11 protein-coding genes and 1 pseudogene are annotated in these 17844 nt (G+C 70.0%); 3 read left to right on the plus strand and 9 right to left on the minus strand.

Features of this window, described 5'->3' with window-relative positions; genetic code table 11:
• Positions 1-49: 49 nt before the first annotated feature.
• The 5 genes from KUF83_RS13165 to KUF83_RS13185 form a co-directional block, all read right to left on the minus strand.
• Positions 50-2503, minus strand: a complete 2454-nt coding sequence (locus tag KUF83_RS13165; protein WP_217454843.1) for a galactose oxidase early set domain-containing protein — start codon at positions 2501-2503, stop codon at positions 50-52.
• Positions 2503-3735: a glycosyltransferase family 2 protein gene (locus tag KUF83_RS13170; protein ID WP_217454844.1), complete on the minus strand. Its 1233-nt coding sequence runs from the start codon at positions 3733-3735 to the stop codon at positions 2503-2505. Before KUF83_RS13170 ends, KUF83_RS13165 begins: the two co-directional genes overlap by 1 nt.
• Positions 3732-5435: a glycosyltransferase family 39 protein gene (locus KUF83_RS13175; RefSeq protein ID WP_217454845.1), complete on the minus strand. Its 1704-nt coding sequence runs from the start codon at positions 5433-5435 to the stop codon at positions 3732-3734. Before KUF83_RS13175 ends, KUF83_RS13170 begins: the two co-directional genes overlap by 4 nt.
• A complete protein-coding gene (locus KUF83_RS13180; protein ID WP_217454846.1) occupies positions 5432-6718 on the minus strand; it encodes a glycosyltransferase in 1287 nt (428 codons plus the stop codon). Before KUF83_RS13180 ends, KUF83_RS13175 begins: the two co-directional genes overlap by 4 nt.
• Positions 6719-6917: 199 nt before the next feature.
• Positions 6918-8948 (minus strand): thioredoxin domain-containing protein, encoded by a 2031-nt coding sequence (locus KUF83_RS13185; RefSeq protein ID WP_217454847.1) that lies wholly within the window; start codon positions 8946-8948, stop codon positions 6918-6920.
• Positions 8949-9146: 198 nt separating this feature from the next.
• Here KUF83_RS13185 and KUF83_RS13190 point away from each other — a divergent pair, with 198 nt between their 5' ends.
• Entirely contained in the window at positions 9147-12350 is a 3204-nt protein-coding gene (locus tag KUF83_RS13190) for a tetratricopeptide repeat protein (protein WP_217454848.1), read from the plus strand.
• A 229-nt stretch (positions 12351-12579) separates the two neighbouring features.
• On the opposite strand, the gene KUF83_RS13195 is transcribed toward KUF83_RS13190, so the two are convergent.
• Entirely contained in the window at positions 12580-12840 is a 261-nt protein-coding gene (locus tag KUF83_RS13195) for a hypothetical protein (RefSeq protein WP_217454849.1), read from the minus strand.
• Positions 12833-13714 (minus strand): mycothiol conjugate amidase Mca, encoded by an 882-nt coding sequence (mca, locus tag KUF83_RS13200; protein ID WP_217454850.1) that lies wholly within the window; start codon positions 13712-13714, stop codon positions 12833-12835. Before mca ends, KUF83_RS13195 begins: the two co-directional genes overlap by 8 nt.
• A 181-nt stretch (positions 13715-13895) precedes the next feature.
• On the opposite strand from mca, the gene KUF83_RS13205 reads away from it, so the two are divergent.
• Together KUF83_RS13205 and greA are read left to right on the plus strand one after the other, a co-directional pair.
• Positions 13896-14288 carry a DUF4307 domain-containing protein gene (locus KUF83_RS13205; protein ID WP_217454851.1) on the plus strand — a complete coding sequence of 131 codons (393 nt, stop codon included), beginning with the start codon at positions 13896-13898 and terminating at the stop codon, positions 14286-14288.
• A 246-nt stretch (positions 14289-14534) separates the two neighbouring features.
• On the plus strand, positions 14535-15032 hold the full coding sequence (gene greA, locus KUF83_RS13210) for a transcription elongation factor GreA (RefSeq protein WP_217454852.1): 498 nt from the start codon (positions 14535-14537) through the stop codon (positions 15030-15032).
• A 64-nt stretch (positions 15033-15096) separates the two neighbouring features.
• Here greA and KUF83_RS13215 read toward each other — a convergent pair.
• Positions 15097-15813: pseudogene (locus tag KUF83_RS13215) on the minus strand (ABC transporter permease); the annotation flags it as partial.
• Positions 15814-17814, minus strand: coding sequence for a recombinase family protein (locus KUF83_RS13220; protein ID WP_217454854.1), 2001 nt, complete (start codon positions 17812-17814; stop codon positions 15814-15816). It lies immediately after the preceding pseudogene.
• Between the last annotated feature and the right edge of the window lie 30 nt (positions 17815-17844).

Below are 17844 nucleotides of genomic sequence, written 5' to 3' on the forward strand. Positions count from 1 at the left end.
CCCGCGCCCTCATCTGGGCGCGGGGCAACGTCGTTCGCTGGGGCCGGGGTCAGCGCCTCGGCGTGTCCCCCTTGCCGCAGGCCAGGCCGTCCCCGTTGCGGTCCAGGCGCAGGGGGTCGTCCTTTCCGTTCAGCTTCAGGCGGCCGTAGTCGTTCGCCTTCAGCCAGGCGCAGCGGGCCGCCGTCGTCTTCTTCACCTCGTCGGGGAAGACCGTCGGGACGCAGACGTTGGCGGTGCCGTAGTGGCGGTCGCAGCCGGCGACGGTCGGGCTGACCTTCACCGAGTCACGCTTCTTGCCGGGCTTCCTGACCTTGCCCTCCAGGGAGTCCGCGAACGAGTGGACGTGGCCCGAGGAGGCCTCCCCGGACGCGGCGGCCAGGGCGGGCGGGCCCTGGAGGTGGACCCACTTCGCCACCGACGGCACGCCGTTCGCGTCGACCGCGAAGAGCATGTACCAGCCCGGCGGGGCGATGTTCGGGTTGCTCGTCACGTTCAGGTCGATGTTGTTGCCGTCGACGGAGAGCGGCAGGTCCACGAAGCGCTGGTTCGGGTCGGAGGAGTGCGTCACCGCGGCCGGGCGGATCAGCTCCGCCCTGGCGATGGGCCGGTCGACCGTGATGCGCTGCGTGTCGCCGTACGTCCACTCGGTGTCGATCACCGAAGTGATCGTCGGGCGGGGGCCCTTGAGCAGGTACGGCGGGGTGTAGACGGACACGTCGTGGTTCCAGGAGCCGTTGCCCGGGTTGTCGCCGGTCGTCATCACGCGGCCGTCGGGGAGCAGGAACGCGGACGAGTGGTAGCCGCGTGCCTCCGGGTCGGTGGCCACCGGGTCGAAGGTCTCCGTCGCCGGGTCGAAGATCGACGAGGAGTAGACCGGGTCGGCGCGGTTGTGCAGGGCGCCGCCGGTCTCCAGGACCTTCCCGTCGGGCAGCAGCACGGTGGAGACGTACATCTTGCCCTGGTCGCCGGTCTGCGGGACCCTGCCGTTGCCCAGGTCGACGGTGCCCTGCGGGAGCGGCGGCCCGGCGACGTACGCCGGGTTGGCGGACTTGAGGTCGATGATGTCGGTGAGCCGGTTGGCGTCGGGGTTCGAGTCGATGTTGCCGCCGCCGATGGTGAGGACCTTCTGGTCCTGGGCCGGGGGCAGCAGCACGCTCGCGGACTGGTCGCGTTCGTCCTTGCGTCGCAGTCCGGGCACGTCGGTGACGGTGTTGGCGTCGTAGTCGTAGATCGCCGAGCCCGAGCCGGGGATGTTGTTGCCGAAGGTGTGGCTGCCCGTGTAGAAGAGGCGGCCGTCCTGCATCAGGACCATCGTCGGGTACAGGCCCCAGTACGACCAGGTCTGGTTGACCTGCCAGGTCGGCAGCCACTTGTTCTCGGCGTCGGACCAGCGCTCGGCCGTCACGGACCCGGTGGAGTCCTCCTTCAGGCCGCCGAAGGAGATGACGTCACCGTTGCCGAGGATCGTCGCCGAGGGGTACCAGTGACCGTCGTTCATGTCGTTGGTCTTGCTGTACGTCTCGGTCACCGGGTCGAAGGTGTACGAGTCCTTGAAGCCCTGGTACCCGATGGTGCCGTCGGCGGACGGATAGCCCTTGTTGCCGCTCATCACGAGCACACGGCCGTCGTCCAGCTGCACGTGTCCCGCGCAGAACATGTCCTTGGGCGTGGGGATCTGCTTGTACGTGCCGTTCACCGGGTTGTAGACCGCGCTCGTGAACGTGCCCGCCTTGAACATCTCCGGGTCGTTGCCGGAGCCCGCGATCAGCAGCACCTTGCCGTTGTTGAGGACGACGGAGTGCATGGAGCGGACCGGGTTCTGCGTGGGCAGCACGTCCCACCTGCCGTTGGCGCACTCCTCGGCCGTGCCCGTGCACACCGGGTCGGGGATCGGGTCGGCGACCTGGTCCATCGTGTAGTCGTCGGTGGTCACCGAGCCGGTCCCGTAGACGGAGACGCCCCAGCTGATGCGGTCGGTGCCCGCGGGGACCTCGGGGGTACGCACCGTCGCCTCGGCCCATCCGGCGCTGACCGGCAGGGTCTTGAGGTCGGTCCAGTACTGCCAGCCGGCGGTCGTGTCGTGCCGGAAGAGGGTCAGCGAGGTGTCCGGGGTCGTCGACTTGTACCAGAGCCCGAGGTCGTACTGCTTGCCGGCGCCGACGACCGGCGCGCACTGCGCGGACTCGGTGATCAGCGCCTTGCGGTCGCCCTCGGTGCGGCGGGTCAGCTCGACCTTCATGGCCTTGGAGCCGGAGTGGGCGTCACCGACCGTGGAGAAGGTGAAGTCGTTGTCGCCCCAGCCGGACTTCTCCCAGCAGTAGGGCATGCCGTCGCCGCCCGTGCCCGCGGTCTCGAAGCCCGGGTTCTTCACGAGGTTGGCGGCGGACGCGGACTGGGGGACGGACAGGAGCAGTCCCGAGGTGAGCGCGCCCACGGCCAGCAGGGTGGTGCGGCGTCTGGGACGGGTCGGGCGTCTGAACTTCGGAGCGGATCTGCGGAACATCAGCTGGATCTCCTTGCTGTGCGGCTCCCTACGTGACGGCCGGTCTCGACGGCCGTCGTGTCACCTGCGCGCCCTCCCTTCCGCGGCAGATAGACCAGGGCCTCCGTGCCCACGAAGCGCAGGACGAAGGTGGTCACCAGAGCGAGCGCCGTGGCGCCGAGCACACTCATCCCGAACCGGCTCACGAGCAGCGCGATCAGCGGGATGCGCACCACCAGGTCGGCGTTGGCGAGCAGCGCGAACCGCCCGGCCCGGTCCCACCAGCGCCGGTACTGCCGGCGGCCCGGGAAGCACAGGTGCTCGATGAGCAGGAAGTTCCAGGCGACGCCGAGCTGGTTGGCGGCGATCTCGGCGGGCAGGTAGTGCATCCCGGCGGCCGTCAGGGCCCACAGCGCGGCGAGGTTCGGCAGGAAGCCGGTCGCGCCGATCAGCCCGAAGACCACCATCCGGGCCACCGGCGAGGCCGTGCGCAGTCCGGCGAGGTGCCGCAGGAAGCGGACGCCCTCCCGCGCGGTCGACTTGGACTCGCCCGCGAACCGTGGCCGGAAGACGAACGGCACCTCGGTGACCCGGCGCGGGCGGGCGCGTACGGCCGTTTCGAGGAGGATCTTGTAGCCGAGCGGCTTCAGGACGTCCGTGGTGACCGCGCTGCGGCGGATCGCGAAGAAGCCGCTCATCGGGTCGCTGATGCCGCGCAGCCTGCGCGGGAACAGCGTCTTCGTCAGCCAGGTGGCGCCGCGGGACACGGCGACGCGGTAGCCGCCGGCGAGCCCGGCGCGGCTGCCGCCCCTGATGTAGCGGGAGGCGACGACGAGCCCCGCGTGGGTGCGCTCACCGGCGTCCACCAACTCCGGTACCAGCGACGGCGGGTGCTGCAGATCGCCGTCCATGACGACGATCCAGTCGGAGGTCGCGGCCCGCATCCCCTCGACGACGGCCCCGCCTAGACCGCCGACGGGGCTCTCGCGGTGCAGCACGGTCACCGGGTACGGGCAGTCCCGGGCGGCCTCGCGGATCACCTCGGGTGTGTCGTCGGTGGAGTCGTCGACGAACACGACCTCGCAGGGCAGCCGCGCGGGCACCGACTCGGTGATCCCGCGCAGCAGTTCCCGTATGTTCGCGGACTCGTTGAAGGTCGGGACGACGATGGTGACGGCGCCCGGTTCGGGGACGGCGGTGACCCGCAGCGCGGGCTCGCCCAGTTCCTCGGGGACGACGGAGTCGTACGTCATCGGCCGTCTCCGCCGGCCGCCGCGCCGGAGGTGCCGGGCGTGCCCGCCGTGCTCGCCCTGCTCTTCCCGGAACCGCCCCTGATCTGCCGGATCTCGATGCGGTCCTCGCCCTTGCCGAAGGTGGCGACCGGCGTGGAGTGCTCCATCGCCTGTCTGACGTTGGGCAGGTCGACCGCGTCGCGCCGCACCGTCGGGGAGGCCACCACGTAGTCGAGGTCGCGCCAGCCGCGCGGCATCGTCTTCGTCACCGCGGGGTCGAGGTCGGCCTTGTAGAACCAGATGACGCCGAGGCCCGGCCGGTATCCGGCGTGCACGAGGTCGAGCCAGAGCGCGTCGTCGACCAGGACACGGGTCTCCTCGGGGTTGTCGACCTCGGTCGCCAGCCACTTCGACGCGGCCTGGTAGGGGGCGTTGGCGTCGGTGGTGACGGCGGTGCGGGCGCCGTCGTACCAGCGCGGCACGACGTACACCGCCGAGGCCGCGACGAGGAGCGCCGCGATGACGTACCTCCCCCCGGTGACGAACCGCTTCTCGTCGACCTCGCGCCACCTGCGCAGCACCCCGTGCGCGACGCTCGCGGTGCCTCCGGCGAGGACCAGCGCGAGGAACGGCAGGGCCTGGATGACGTACATCGCGGGCAGGTAGCCGTTCGGCCGCAGGGCGACCAGCGCGAGGATGCCGACGGTCAGGGCCGGCCCGGCGAGGGCCCGCGCGGTCACCGACCAGCGCCAGGTGACGAGGAGCAGCAGCGCCCCGGCCAGGCCTCCGAGGGGCAGGACGCGGTCGTAGTACAGCCAGGACTGCAGGACCCCGTACGAGCCGGAGCCCGCGTCGAGGATGAATCCGGAACCGGGCCTGGTCATCTGGTACTTGAGGCCGTCCCAGAGCGACACGTGTCCGGCGCCGGGGAAGAACTCGCCCTTGAGGAGCGCGAAGAGGGGATACGAGAGGCCGACGAGCACGCAGGCCGTGACGGCTCCGGTGAGGGCGAACTTGCGGGTGTCCCGGTGGCTGTGGCGCCACATGGTGACCATCAGCGCCGGGAGGACGACGAGCATCGTCTCCTTGGTGAGCACCGCGGCCGCGGCCGCGAGTCCGGCGCCGAAGTGGTGCCAGAGGTGACGGCTCGGGGAGGCGGCCAGGAAGAACGCGAAGAGCGTCCACATCACGGCGATGTTGTCGAGGAAGATCTCGCGCTGGAGGACCACCGACAGCGGCGAGAGCCCGAAGAGCAGCAGGGCGAGGCCGGCCGCCCAGCGGGGCAGCGAGAGGCGGCGGGCCAGCGCGTAGACGAGGATCGCGCTGACGGCGCTGACCAGCAGCATCACGATCCGCATCGAGCCGACCGTCATCGACTCGGGGCTGATCAGGGACGGTATCCAGGTCAGCAGGGCTATCTGTATCCAGCCGAGGGGCGGATGGTCGTACCAGTACGTGTAGTGGGCCAGGCCGTCGCCCTGCTGCACGGCCCAGGCCTGCGCGAGGTAGGTGCCCTCGTCGTCGCTGAGGGTCGGGTAGTCGGCGATGTTCCAGCCCTGCACGGTCATGACGGCCGCGAGGAGTACGCCGCACAGGATCAGGTCGGCCCGCGAACGGCGCAGCCGTGACGGCTTCGTCCGAGGTGTCGCAGGGGTGCTGGGTGCAGGGGTGCGCTGCGCGGGGACCTTGACCGTGGTCACCGCGGGAAGGGTGGAAGTCACGCAGGAACGTCCTCTCGGGACCCGCGGGTCATGGCCGCGGCTTCGGTGTCGGTGAGGTGCGCACCGACGTGACTGGTCAGCTCCCAGTCGTTGTGGCCCCTCTGCTCGCGCCACACGGCACGGACGGCCGCACCGGCGAGGAGCACCTGGTAGAAGGGGCCGCCGACGACGAGCTTCAGGTAGTGGACGAATCGCACACGAAGCCCGTACTGCTTGCCGAAGTCGTGCAGCCCGACCAGTTCGAAGACGAAGGTGACGAACGCGGTGACGGCCGGCAGGAAGGTGATGAAGGCGATGCCGACCGGCACGTCGAGGAAGAGCGCGACGGCCACGTTCAGCGGGATGATGACGCCGGAGATGGCCTGGAGGTACGGCGTCATCAGGGTGTAGCGGGCGAGGAGCCGCTGCCCGAAGCCCGGGAGCTGCTTCCAGTCCTTCTTGCGGTAGACCTGCAGGAAGCCCTGGTTCCACCGGGTGCGCTGCTTGAGCAGCGACATCAGGCTGCCGGGCGTCTCCTCCTTGGTCACCATGTCGGAGTCGTAGGCGACGACGACCTTCTTGCCGATGCTGGAGAGCCGCACTCCCAGGTCGCAGTCCTCGGCGAGGCAGTCGGGGTCCCAGCCCTCGGCCTCGCGCAGGACGTCCGTGCGGACGAAGACGGTGTTGCCGCCGAGCGGGATGAATCCTTTCTGCGCGTGCAGGTGGAGACGGGAGCGGAACCAGAAGAAGTACTCCAGGCAGTTGCGCAGGCTGTACCAGCTGGAGTGGAAGTTGATGAGCTGGACGCCGCCCTGCACGACGTCGGCGCCCGTCGAGCGGAAGGCGTGGTCGACGTGCGCGAGCAGCTCCGGGTGGACCTGGTCCTCGGCGTCGAAGACCCCGACGACATCACCGCGGCAGTGCGGCAGCGCCGTGTTCATGGCCCTCGGCTTGTTCTTCTTCTCGTGGGTGTCGACGACGACACGCACCCGCGGGTCGCGCGCCGCGGCGTCGCGGGCGACCTCGGTGGTCTCCGGGTCGTCGTGCCCGACGATCACGATGATCTCGAAGTCGGTGTGGCTGGATTCCAGCAGTCGCTGGATGGTGTGGTCCAGCACGGCCTGTTCGTGCCGTGCTGGCAGCAGCAGCGAGAACGACAGGTGCTCGCCCCCGTCCGGGCTGCTGAACCGGGTGGAGGCCAGCACCTCGGGCGTACGCCACGCGTGCATCTGCCACCACAAGGTGAACGCGGCCATCCAGAAAAGGGCAAGCGAAACGGCAGCGATGAAGACAGACGTCAGCAAAAGATCCCCCCAGGATCCCCGAAACCCCCTGTCACGACAGCGAGTCACTCCTGTCGTGTCCGGGACAGAGACTATGGGGGTTCTGTGAAGCCCGGGAGGTCTTCTGATAAATATCGTGTTTCGGAATGGTCGGTCGGTTGTCAGACGAAACCGAACAAGTGCGCACATTCGCAGTCTGTGCGCACACCCCCTCCGTCGGTCAGCGCCCCAATGCCGCCCGGAGACGCTCGACATCGGTCGTCGGAGCGTCACAAGTGAAATTACGGCAGACATACGCCGTCGGTTCACCGCCGACCAGTGACCGGCCCGCGAGCAGCGGCAGTTCGTCGCTCCCCGGAGCACCCACGGCGACGACCGCGCCGGGTGCGGTGGCGAGCAGGGCGACGCGGTGCAGCTCCCGGGTGGCCGGGTCCTCGGCCGGGCCGACGACGGCCACCTCGCGCGGCCCGTCGAGCTGGGCCTCGGCGGCGGCCAGACCCCAGCCGATGAACCGCGGCACGCGCGGACCGAGCGCCTTCACCACTCCCAACGCCCGCTCCGCGGCGGCACGATGGGGCTCCGAACCGGTCTGGGCCGCATAGCTCAGCAGCGCCCCGGCAGCCGCGCTCCAGCCGGAGGGCGTGGCGTTGTCGGTCGGGTCCTGCGGGCGACGGATGAGCTTCTCGGCGTCGGCCGCCGTGTCGTACAGCCCTCCTGACTCCTCGTCGGTGAACTGCACGAGGACGTGGTCGAGCAGGAAGCCGGCGAAATCCAGCCAGACACCCTCACCGGTCACGGAGGCGAGCGCGAGGAAGCCCTCCGCGACGTCCGCGTAGTCCTCCAGCACACCCGCGTGGGCGCCCGCCCGGCCGTCCTTGCTGGTACGGGCGAGGCGCGCGTGCTCGTCCAGGTGGAGTCGCACCAGGAGGTCGGCGGCCCCGACCGCCGCGTCGACGAGGTCGGGCCGGTCGAAGTACGCGCCCGTCTCGGCCAGGGCGGCGACGGCCAGCCCGTTCCAGGCGGCCACGACCTTGTCGTCGCGGCCGGGGGCGGGGCGGCCGTCGCGCGCCTCCTTCAGGCGGGCCTTGACGGAGTCGATACGGGCGGCGTCGAACACGCCCTCCCGCTGCGGCAGCTGCAGGACGGAGGCGCCCTCCTCGAACGAGCCCTCCTCGGTCACTCCGAAGTAGTCGGCGGCGACCTCGGCATCCTGCTCGCCGAGGACCTCGCGCAGCTCAGCGGGCGTCCACACGTAATAGGCGCCCTCGACGTGCTTCCCGGTCCCGTCGTCGCTGTCGGCGTCGAGCGCGGAGGCGAACCCGCCCTCGTTCGTGCGCAGTTCGCGGACCATGAAGTCGGCGGTCTCCAGGGCGACCCGGCGGGCGAGATCGGACCCCGTGGCCCGCCACAGGTGCGCGTACACCCGGCACAGCAGGGCGTTGTCGTACAGCATCTTCTCGAAGTGGGGCACGACCCACTCGCGGTCGACGGAGTAGCGGGCGAAGCCGCCGCCCAGCTGGTCGTAGATACCGCCGCGGGCCATCCGCTCGCACGTGTCGGCCGCCATCTGCAGCGCGCCCTCGGCCCCGGTGCGCGCATGGTGCCGCAGCAGGAACTCGACGGCCATGGACGGCGGGAACTTGGGCGCCCCGCCGAAGCCGCCGTGCGCGGCGTCGTAGTCACGGGTGAGACCGAGCAGCGCCCGCGCGAGGTCCTCCTCGCCCGGCGCCTGCGCGTCCCCGAAGCCGATCTCACGGCCGGCGAGATCACGCACGATCTTCTCGGCGACCTCGGCGACCTCGTCCCGCCGGTCGGTCCACGCGCTGTGCACCCCCTCCAGGACCTGCCGGAACGAAGGGCTCCCCTGCCGGGGCGCAGGCGGGAAGTAGGTGCCGAAGTAGAACGGCTCGGCGCCCGGCGTGAGGAAGACGGTCATGGGCCAGCCACCCTGCCCGGTCGCCGCCTGCACGGCCTCCATGTAGACCGCGTCGACGTCGGGCCGCTCCTCGCGGTCCACCTTGACGTTCACGAAGTGCGCGTTGAGGTAGTCGGCGGTCTCCTGGTCCTCGAACGACTCGTGCGCCATGACGTGGCACCAGTGGCAGCTGCTGTACCCGACGCTCAGCAGGACCGGCTTACCGGTCCTGTCCGCCTCCTCGAAGGCCTCGGCCGACCAGGGCCACCAGTCGACGGGGTTGTCGGCGTGCTGCAGGAGGTAGGGGGACGTCTCGTGGGCCAGTCGGTTCGGCATGGGGTCCATCCTGCCGCAGTACCCACGGGGCCGCGCGGATCACCGGGACGCGCGGCGGATCACCCGCTCTCCACAGGGGTAGGTCACGGGTCCGGGCCGCGAGGACGGGCGTGGGCATGCCAGAGGCTCTCTCGCCTTCCCCGCTCATCCGCAGGACACTTGACCAAGAAAGCCGTTACCGGCAAAGGGGGATCCGATATGCGGGACAGCCATCGGGCGGAGGCCGAACGGCTGTTGGTCCGGGCCGTGGAGGAGGAGGTCCGGCGCTCGGGCGGCCGGGCCGACGCGAGCGTCCTGCTGTCGCGGGCGCGGGCCGCGCTGGACTCCATGGCACGGACGGCCGCCGAGGAGTACGAGGCCTACACCCACGCACTGGACGAGGCGGAGGCCGGCCGGCTGAGCTTCGGGCAGCGCTACGCACGCGAGGGCGCCGGAACTCCCCTGCTGGTGGCGGCGGTCGCGGCGCTCACGGCCGTGGTGGCGGACCTGGCGCTCGGCACCGGCGCGGGCGCCGCGGTGGGCGCGGGCGCGGTCGTCGGCGTCGCCGGCGCCGCCACGACGGTGGCGAAGGTGACCGCCTCCCATCTGCCGGCCGCGAGCCGCCGGGCAGGCGCCCTCGGGCAGCCGGGCGGCCCGGAGCAGTTGCGGCTGGCCTGGCTGACCGCCCTGGAGGTCCGCGGGATCCGCCCGTTCTTCGACCAGCAGCGGGTCTACAACGCCGCGACCGGGGCGAAGAAGGGCGCACCCCAGCTGCGGCGTACGGACAAGAGCGCGGCGGCCCGCAGACGCAGTGTTCTGGAGCAGTCCTTCGGTCAGCTCCCGGAACCGGTCGGGCCGTTCGCCGGCCGCCGCCAGGAACTGCTGCGGATCGCCCAGTGGGTGCACGCGGCCCGCGCGAGCACGGAGACCAGGCCGACGGTGGTCGTCCTGCACGGCGCGCCGGGTTCGGGCCGCAGCACGCTCGCCGTGCGCGCCGCGCACGAGTTGAAGGACCAGTTCCGGGGCGCGTGCGTGGTGGACCTGCGGGGCGACAGCCCGGAGGAGCCGCCGCTGACCACCCGAGACGCGCTGCTCCACCTGCTGAACCGGCTGGGCGCGCCCCGCGAGCAGCTTCTGTTCCGTGAGCGGTCCTCGCAGGACCAGCAGGTCCGGCGGCTCGCCGAGCTCTATCACCAGCATCTGACCGGTCTGGCCGTGACGATCGTGCTGGACGACGCCCACGACGTGGAGCAGGTCCGCACGCTCGTGCCGGAACGCTCCGACAGCCTTGTCCTCGTCACCGCCCGCAAGCCCCTGGACCTGCCCGCCGACCTCCCGGCGTGGGTGCACCAGCACGCGGTGGAGCCGTTGGCCGCACCGGGCGCCGAGGAGCTCCTGAAGGCCTCCGCGCAGGACGACTCCGCCCCGTACGACGCCGAAGCCTCCGACGAGGTGAGGGAGTTGTGCGGCGGGCTCCCGCTGGCGCTGCGCATCGCGGGTTCGTCCCTGGGCCCGCGCACCTCCCGCCGGCTCGCCACCGACCTGGCGGCGTACGGGCCGGTCGAGCCGGTCGAACGGGTGCTGTGGCTGCGCTACACGGACCAGTCGGACACGGCGAGGCGGCTGCTGCGGCGGCTGGCTCTGGCGGGTCGCGCCTCGCTGGGCGCGGCCGCGGCGGCCGCCCTCCTCTCGACGGACGAGCCGGAGGCGACCCGCCACCTGGAGGCGCTCTCCCGCGCGGGCCTGATCGACCATGTCCGCGGCAGCCGCTACCGCCTGCACGATCTCGTACGCGCCTTCGCGCAGGCCCGCCTCCTCGACGAGGAGGACCCGGCCGAGCGCACGGCCGCGCAGGAACGTCTCATCGTGAACTACGCCGAGCTCGCGGACTCGGTGATCCGCCTGGTCGACGGGAAGACGTCCACGCGGGCGGACCAGTTCGGGCCGCACGGCTTCACCTCACTGGACGCGGCCCTGCGCTGGCTGGACGACGAGTCGAGCTTCATCACGGCGGCACTGCGGCACGCGGAGGGTGTGAACCAGGCGGCGGTGCTCAACCTCCTGGGCGCCCTGTGCGACTACTGCCTGCTGCGCGGCGACCTCTACCGGCTGGGCGAGATCAGCGAGTTGACGCAGGCCGTCGACCAGGGGCTGCTGGTCCGCTCGGTGCAGTGGCGCACGGGTATCGCGGCCCGTCAGCTCGGCGAACTCGACAAGGCCCGTACGACGCTGACCTCGGTGGTCGACCTCTACTTCGAGGCCCACCACGACGCGGGCGCGGCCCGGGCGCTGTGCTCCCTCGGGATCACCCTGCACCACCAGGGCAACCTCACCGAGGCGGCGGTGAAGCTCCAGGAGGCGCTGGACCTCCAGGCCTCCCCCGACCTCGCGGCGGACCGCGCCTGGACGATGCACGCGCTCGCCGCCGTGGAGCGGGACCGGGCGAGGCTGCGTGAGGCACTCGATCTGCTGACGAACGCCCTGGTCCTGCACCGTGAGGGCGAGTCCGTGCACGGTGAGGCCTGGGCACACTTCCAGCTCGGCCAGCTGGGCCTGCGCATGGGCGACGTGCCGCGCGCCGAGTCCGAGCTCCGTTCGGCCCTCGACCTGTACGGGCGCACACGCGACGCACGCGGCGAGGCCTGGGCGCTGACCCAGCTGGCCCGGGCCCGGCTGGTCGACGGTGACCCTTCCTCCGCCGTCGACGGCCTGCGCCAGGCGGCCTCCCGCCACCGCGAGAACGAGGACTCCCGCGGCGAGGCCTGGACGGTGTACTACCTGGGCCAGTCGCTGGAGGAGACGGGCAGTCTCGACCAGGCGGTCCGCGAGCTGGAGCGGTCCCGGACGATGTTCTCGCGGATCCGTGACGTCTACGGCCTGGCGTGCGCCCGCCACCACTCGGCCCGGGTGACGCGCGACCAGCGGGCCGCGCAGACCGGCTCGCTGCGGAACTCGGGCTTCGCCCGGCAGCTCCTGGTGGACGCGCGGGCCGACTTCCAGCGGATCGGCGTCGCCCATGGGGAGGCGTGGACCTGCCTGGAGCTGGCGGTCGTGGACGCGGGCAACGCCCGTACGCAGCCCGCGCTGGCCCTGTGCGACGAGGCGACCGCGCTCTTCGCCTCGTACGGCGACCGCCGCGGCGAGGACTGGGCCCGCTTCCTGCGCTGCACCCTGCTGCCGTACGCCTCCCCCGGGGGCGTCGAGGTGGGCACCGCTGTCGCCCAGGAGGAGCTGTCCCAGCTGTCGCGCACCGGTCATCCGACCCGCGACGGAAAGCTGGACGACTACATCGAGGCGTACCAGCTCCTCCTGGAACGGGGAGCGGACCTGGAGTCCGGCTGGCAGGCCTGGCGTCTGGGCATGGTGCCGAACCGCCATGCGCGGGAGGTCATGGGGGTGCCGGTGTCGGCCCGGCGGGCGTGAGGACGGCCGGTCGCGCCCAGGGGGTGCCGGTGGTCCGGTGAGGCCTTCGGGGCATCACCGGACCTGGGCACCGCCCTGCGCCGTCGCGGCGGGCTCACCACCGCACGGAAGTCGGTCCGCACGGAAGTCGGTCCGCACGGGAGCCGGTCCGCACGGAAGTCGGTCCGCACGGGAGCCGGTCCGCACGGAAGTCGGTCCGCACGGGAGCCGGTCCATCCGCGTCCGGGGCTCAGCCCTTGGCGGGCGAAGCCTTCCCGCCGGGGCCGGCCGTCGCCTTCTCGGAGGCCGCCGCCTCCGGGCCGGCGTCCTCCTCGAAGTCGACCTTGCCCATGTGCCGGCTCATGCTCTTCATCAGTCCCCACACGGCCAGGGCCATCACCGCGAAGACGATGAAGCCGAGGACACCGGGGGTGACCTTGTTCTCGTCGACCTCCTTGGCGAAGGGGACGAGGTGGTGCGTCAGTGCCAGGCTTGCGCTCATGTCAGGCATTGTCGCGGATGCCCGCGAAGAGGTCGTCCTCGGGGAGGGAGGTATCGACGAGGGACTTGGCGAGCTCGTACTCCTCCGTCGGCCACACCTCCCGCTGGATCTCCATGGGGACGCGGAACCAGCCGCCGTCGGGGTCGATCTGTGTGGCGTGCGCGATGAGGGCCTTGTCGCGGATCTCGTAGAAGTCGGCGCACGGGACGTGCGTCGTCAGCGTGCGCTCGGTGCGCTCGAACTCGTCCCACCGCTTGAGCCAGTCCCCGTACGGCGACTCCAGCCCCCGGTCCAGCAGGGCCTGGTGCAGCGCCTCGGTGCGCGGGCGGTTGAAGCCCTGGTTGTAGTAGAGCTTCTGCGACTGGAAGGCCGGGCCGAACTCCGACTCCGGGTACTTCTCGGTGTCGGCCGCGCCCTCGAACGCCACCATCGAGATCTTGTGGGTCATGATGTGGTCCGGGTGCGGATACCCGCCGTTCTCGTCGTAGGTGGTGATCACCTGCGGACGGAAGGCGCGGATCTTGCGGACCAGCTCGCCGGCGGCCTTGTCGACGTCCTCCAGGGCGAAGCACCCGTCGGGCAGCGGCGGCAGCGGGTCGCCCTCGGGCAGGCCCGAGTCCACGAAGCCGAGCCACTCCTGCTTGACGCCGAGGATCTCGCGGGCCTCGTCCATCTCCTTCTTGCGTACCTCGTGGATGTGCTCCTCGACGTACTTGTCGCCCTGCAGCTTGGGATTGAGGATGGAGCCGCGCTCCCCGCCCGTGCAGGTCACGACCAGCACGTCCACCCCCTCGGACACGTACTTCGCCATGGTGGCCGCGCCCTTGGACGACTCGTCGTCGGGGTGGGCGTGAACGGCCATCAGTCGCAACTGATCAGTCAAGACTCAATCCTCAGTAAGTCGGCGCCCCGATGTGAAACGGCGCAAATCCATAGGTGTCGCCCCGGGGGACGTCGGTGAGGGGCGGCGGTCGGGTGACGGGTGGGAGCTTCTATAGTGACCGAATCGGCGGGTGAAAAATTCCGGGCCCCGGCCCCGCGCACCCGCTCCGGAGAGGACGATCATGAGCACGGTGCAGCTGCCCGAGGGCCGGTACGGCCGCTCCGCGGACGAGCGCGCCGACCGCAAGCTCAGGATCATCGGTTCCGTGCTCGGGGTGGCACTGCTCGCCCTGATCGGCTATTTCGCCTTCCACTACGTGGGCGGCAACAAGATCAGCGCCGAGGTCATCAGTTTCGACGCCTCGGGAAGCGCCGTGCAGGTGCATCTGGAAGTCCGCAAGGATTCGGGTGTGACGGGGTACTGCACGATCCGCTCGCAGGCCGAGGACGGCGCCGAGGTGGGCCGCGCGGACTTCCGTTTCGACCAGGACTCGAACCGCGTCGACAAGGTCCTCACGCTCCGCACGACGGCCCCCGGCACCACCGCGGAACTCCTCGGCTGTCACGCGGACTGACCGCGCCAGGGGCGTGGGTCCGGCCCCGCCGGACGGTGGCGTCCGCGTCTACCCGGCACTACGTACGACGCTGACGGATGTCACCCCCGGCACCTGGCCACTGACCTGCGCCGACGTAATTCTGATGGCTTATGTCCTCCCCCTTCGGGCCGCGAATTGTTAGGCTCGTGGTTTCGCCCACCCGAGAAGGAACATTCTTCTGGGTAGGGCGATGCTTTGTATTCCCAGTACCTACGAGGAGCACCTGTGACCCAGACCAGCGAGAACGTCACCTGGCTTACCCAGGAGGCGTACAACCAGCTCAAGGCCGAGCTGGATCACCTGTCTGGTCCTGCGCGCACGGAGATCGCAGCCAAGATCGCGGCCGCGCGCGAGGAGGGCGACCTGCGGGAGAACGGCGGGTACCACGCGGCCAAGGAGGAGCAGGGCAAGCAGGAACTCCGGGTGCGCCAGCTGACCCAGCTCCTGGAGAACGCGAAGGTGGGCGAGGCCCCGGCGGCCGATGGCGCGGTGGCGCCCGGCATGGTCGTGACGATCGCCTTCGACGGCGACAAGGACGACACGCTCACGTTCCTGCTCGCCTCGCGCGAGTACGCGAGCTCCGACATCGAGACGTACTCGCCGCAGTCCCCGCTGGGCTCCGGCGTGAACGGCAAGCGGATCGGCGAGGACGCGGAGTACGAGCTGCCCAACGGCAAGCTCGCCTCAGTGAAGGTCCTCGAAGCCAAGCCGTACGCCGCCTAGGCCCGTCCCGCACGTCGTCCCGGCGAAGCCCCCGGCGCCTGCGCGCCGGGGGCTTCGCCGTGCGTCACGCCGACGCCGAGCGGTACTTCCGCACCGCCAGCGTCCGGAAGAGGACGATGATCAGGACGGAGTAGATCAGCGAGGCCCAGACCGGGTGCTGCATGGGCCAGGCGTCCGACGGCGAGACGCCCGGGTTGCCGAACAGCACACGGCAGGCCTGGACCGTGGCGCTGAAGGGGTTCCAGTCGGCGACATGCTGCAGCCAGGGCGTCATCCGGCTGGAGTCCACGAACGCGTTCGAGACGAACGTGACCGGGAAGAGCCAGATCAGCCCGCCGGAGGTGGCCGCCTCCGGGGTGCGGACGGACAGGCCGATGAGTGCGCCGACCCAGGTGAAGGCGTATCCGAGCAGAAGCAGCAGGCCGAAGGCGCCGAGCACCTCACCGATGCTGGTGTGCGTACGCCAGCCGACCAGCAGGGCCACGACGGCCAGCACCAACAGCGTGAGCGCCGTCTGTACGAGGTCGGCGAGCGTGCGGCCGGTCAGCACCGCGCCGCGGGCCATCGGCAGGGAGCGGAAGCGGTCGATGAGGCCCTTGTGCATGTCGTCGGCGATGCCCGCTCCGGCACCGGCGGTGGCGAAGGTGACGGTCTGCGCGAAGATGCCGGCCATGAGGAACTCGCGGTACGTGGACGATTCGGTACTGCCTCCGATGTTCATGGAGCCGCCGAACACGTACGAGAACATCACCACGAACATGATGGGTTGAATCAGCCCGAATTACCATGCATGGGAAGCCAGTCCGGGGGCCTTCGTCTCGTTGCAACTGGAGTCCCGTACGTCCCGACCTGCATGTTCGGCCGCGTACCGGGGGTCAACGGCGCCGGTTACCTCGATTGAAGGCAGAACGTACGCAGGCGGCACAGGAACGCCCTCGTAGGGCGTCAGCGCCTCCAGCGCCCGCTCATACTCCCCCGACCCAAACCAGTGCGTCACACGCCGATAGAGGCTTGCATAGGCCTTCCCCTGGATGCGAGGGCTACCGCCGTACTCCTTCCAGGTGCGCCTTTCGCGCAGCTTCTCCAACATCACCTCGAACCCACCACGGACATCCCCCCATTGCCGACTCGGCGAGAGGATGTCCTTGACCTTTGCCCACTGGTCATCCGTAACGCCAACCGGGATCGGAACGCCGGTCTCGCGGTGCCACTCGGTGATGGGGTCCACCAGCCCCTTGTGTCGGGGCACTCCCTTCCCCGTGATCTGAACCCGGACGTCGAGCAGGTCGAGGAGGTCAGCCTTCTGCTCATAAGTGAAGTCATCCAGGCGGGTGTCGAGGCCATCGATCATGGCCAACATCCCCTTGGCCCGGCCCTCCTGCCCATCGACTTCGAACAGCCATTCGGCAACGCGCTCGCGCTCCTGAACGAGCCCGGCCTCCTGCTCCCTGAGCTCCGCCTTCAGCTCTTCCACCAACTTGACGTCGTCCTCGCTTTCGCCGTCGACAGACGCCAGCAGGAGGGCGATCTTGCGCTTACGGCCGCTCCGCTTCTTCTCGATCAGCTCTTCGAGTTCGGCCAGGCGTTTGCGGTAGGACTGAGCACGGTCAGGGATGCTGCCCAGGGACTTTTCAACAAGGGCTTGCAGCTTGCCCCTGTCGGCCATGAGCGCCTTGACCTCTTTCCATACGGCCGCCTCTACCTCCTCGGTCGGGATCTCCCAACAGTCCTCGTGGCGGTCATTGACGGGCATGACGCCTTGCCTGCCCGCCATACAGCGGTAGTAGCGTCCAGCAGTGTGGGCCGAACGCAAGTCCTCGCCAAGCGCCGCGCCTGTCCGGTGCGCGCCGCAGACGCTGAACAAGCGGCTCGACAGCAGGTACTTGGTGGCCTTGCCCTTGACCCTGGAACTACGGGCCAGAGCAGCTAGCAGGGCCTTGGCCCTCTCCTCGGGCAGAGTCCTGGGGATGTCAATCCGGAAAGAGGTGGCGATCTCCTCGCCATCCTCGTTCTCACCAGCAAAAGCGAAGTCGACATAGCCCTTCAAACCCTTCAGGACGCGGGCGGCAAGGTTGCCACCGACCCACTCCTTGCCGGTTCGCGTACGGTAGCCGAGGGCGTTGAGGTGGCGGGCCGCGTCCTCCCGCGTCACCGGCTCTGGCGAGTCGATCACGAAGTCAGCAAACGCTTCGATCTGCTTGATCTCCGCCGGGTTGAGGACCGGAGTGCCGTCCGCGTCAAGCATGACGCCGAAGGGCGGTTCACCGAGCGGCCAGCCTCCGACCGCTGCTTTCTGCATCCGTCCGCCCGTAGTGCGTTCCAGGATCAGGGCGTGCTCGATCTCTGCCATGTAGGCAAGGAGCGAGAGCTGAATGCCGAACATCTCGTCGTCAGAATCAATACGGCCGTCCGCAGTAGCGACCCGAATGCCCTTGTCGGTGACGTCGTAGACCCAGCGGTGAATGTTCTTCATCGTGCGGCCGATGCGATCCAGCTTGCCGAAGACAATCAGGTCCAGGCGGTCAGCCATGGCGTCCACAGTCATGCGGTCAAGGTCTTCGCGGCTGGCGAGCTTGCCCGAGACGCCGCCGTCGACATACACGGCGACAATCGTGTGCCGCACTCCTCGTAGCGCGTACGCGATCCAGGCACGGCACTGATCTTCCTGCACCTTCAGGCCGTAGCCTTCGAGTTGCTGGGACGTGGATACCCGAAGGTAGATCGCTACCCGGATCGCACTCCCGCCCGTCTTCTGCCGGCACGCAAGGCTACGCTTACCCATGTCAGTCCTTTCCGACTGGCCAGACCCCGG

The organism is Streptomyces sp. BV286, assembly GCF_019090165.1.
Classification (GTDB): Bacteria; Actinomycetota; Actinomycetes; order Streptomycetales; family Streptomycetaceae; genus Streptomyces.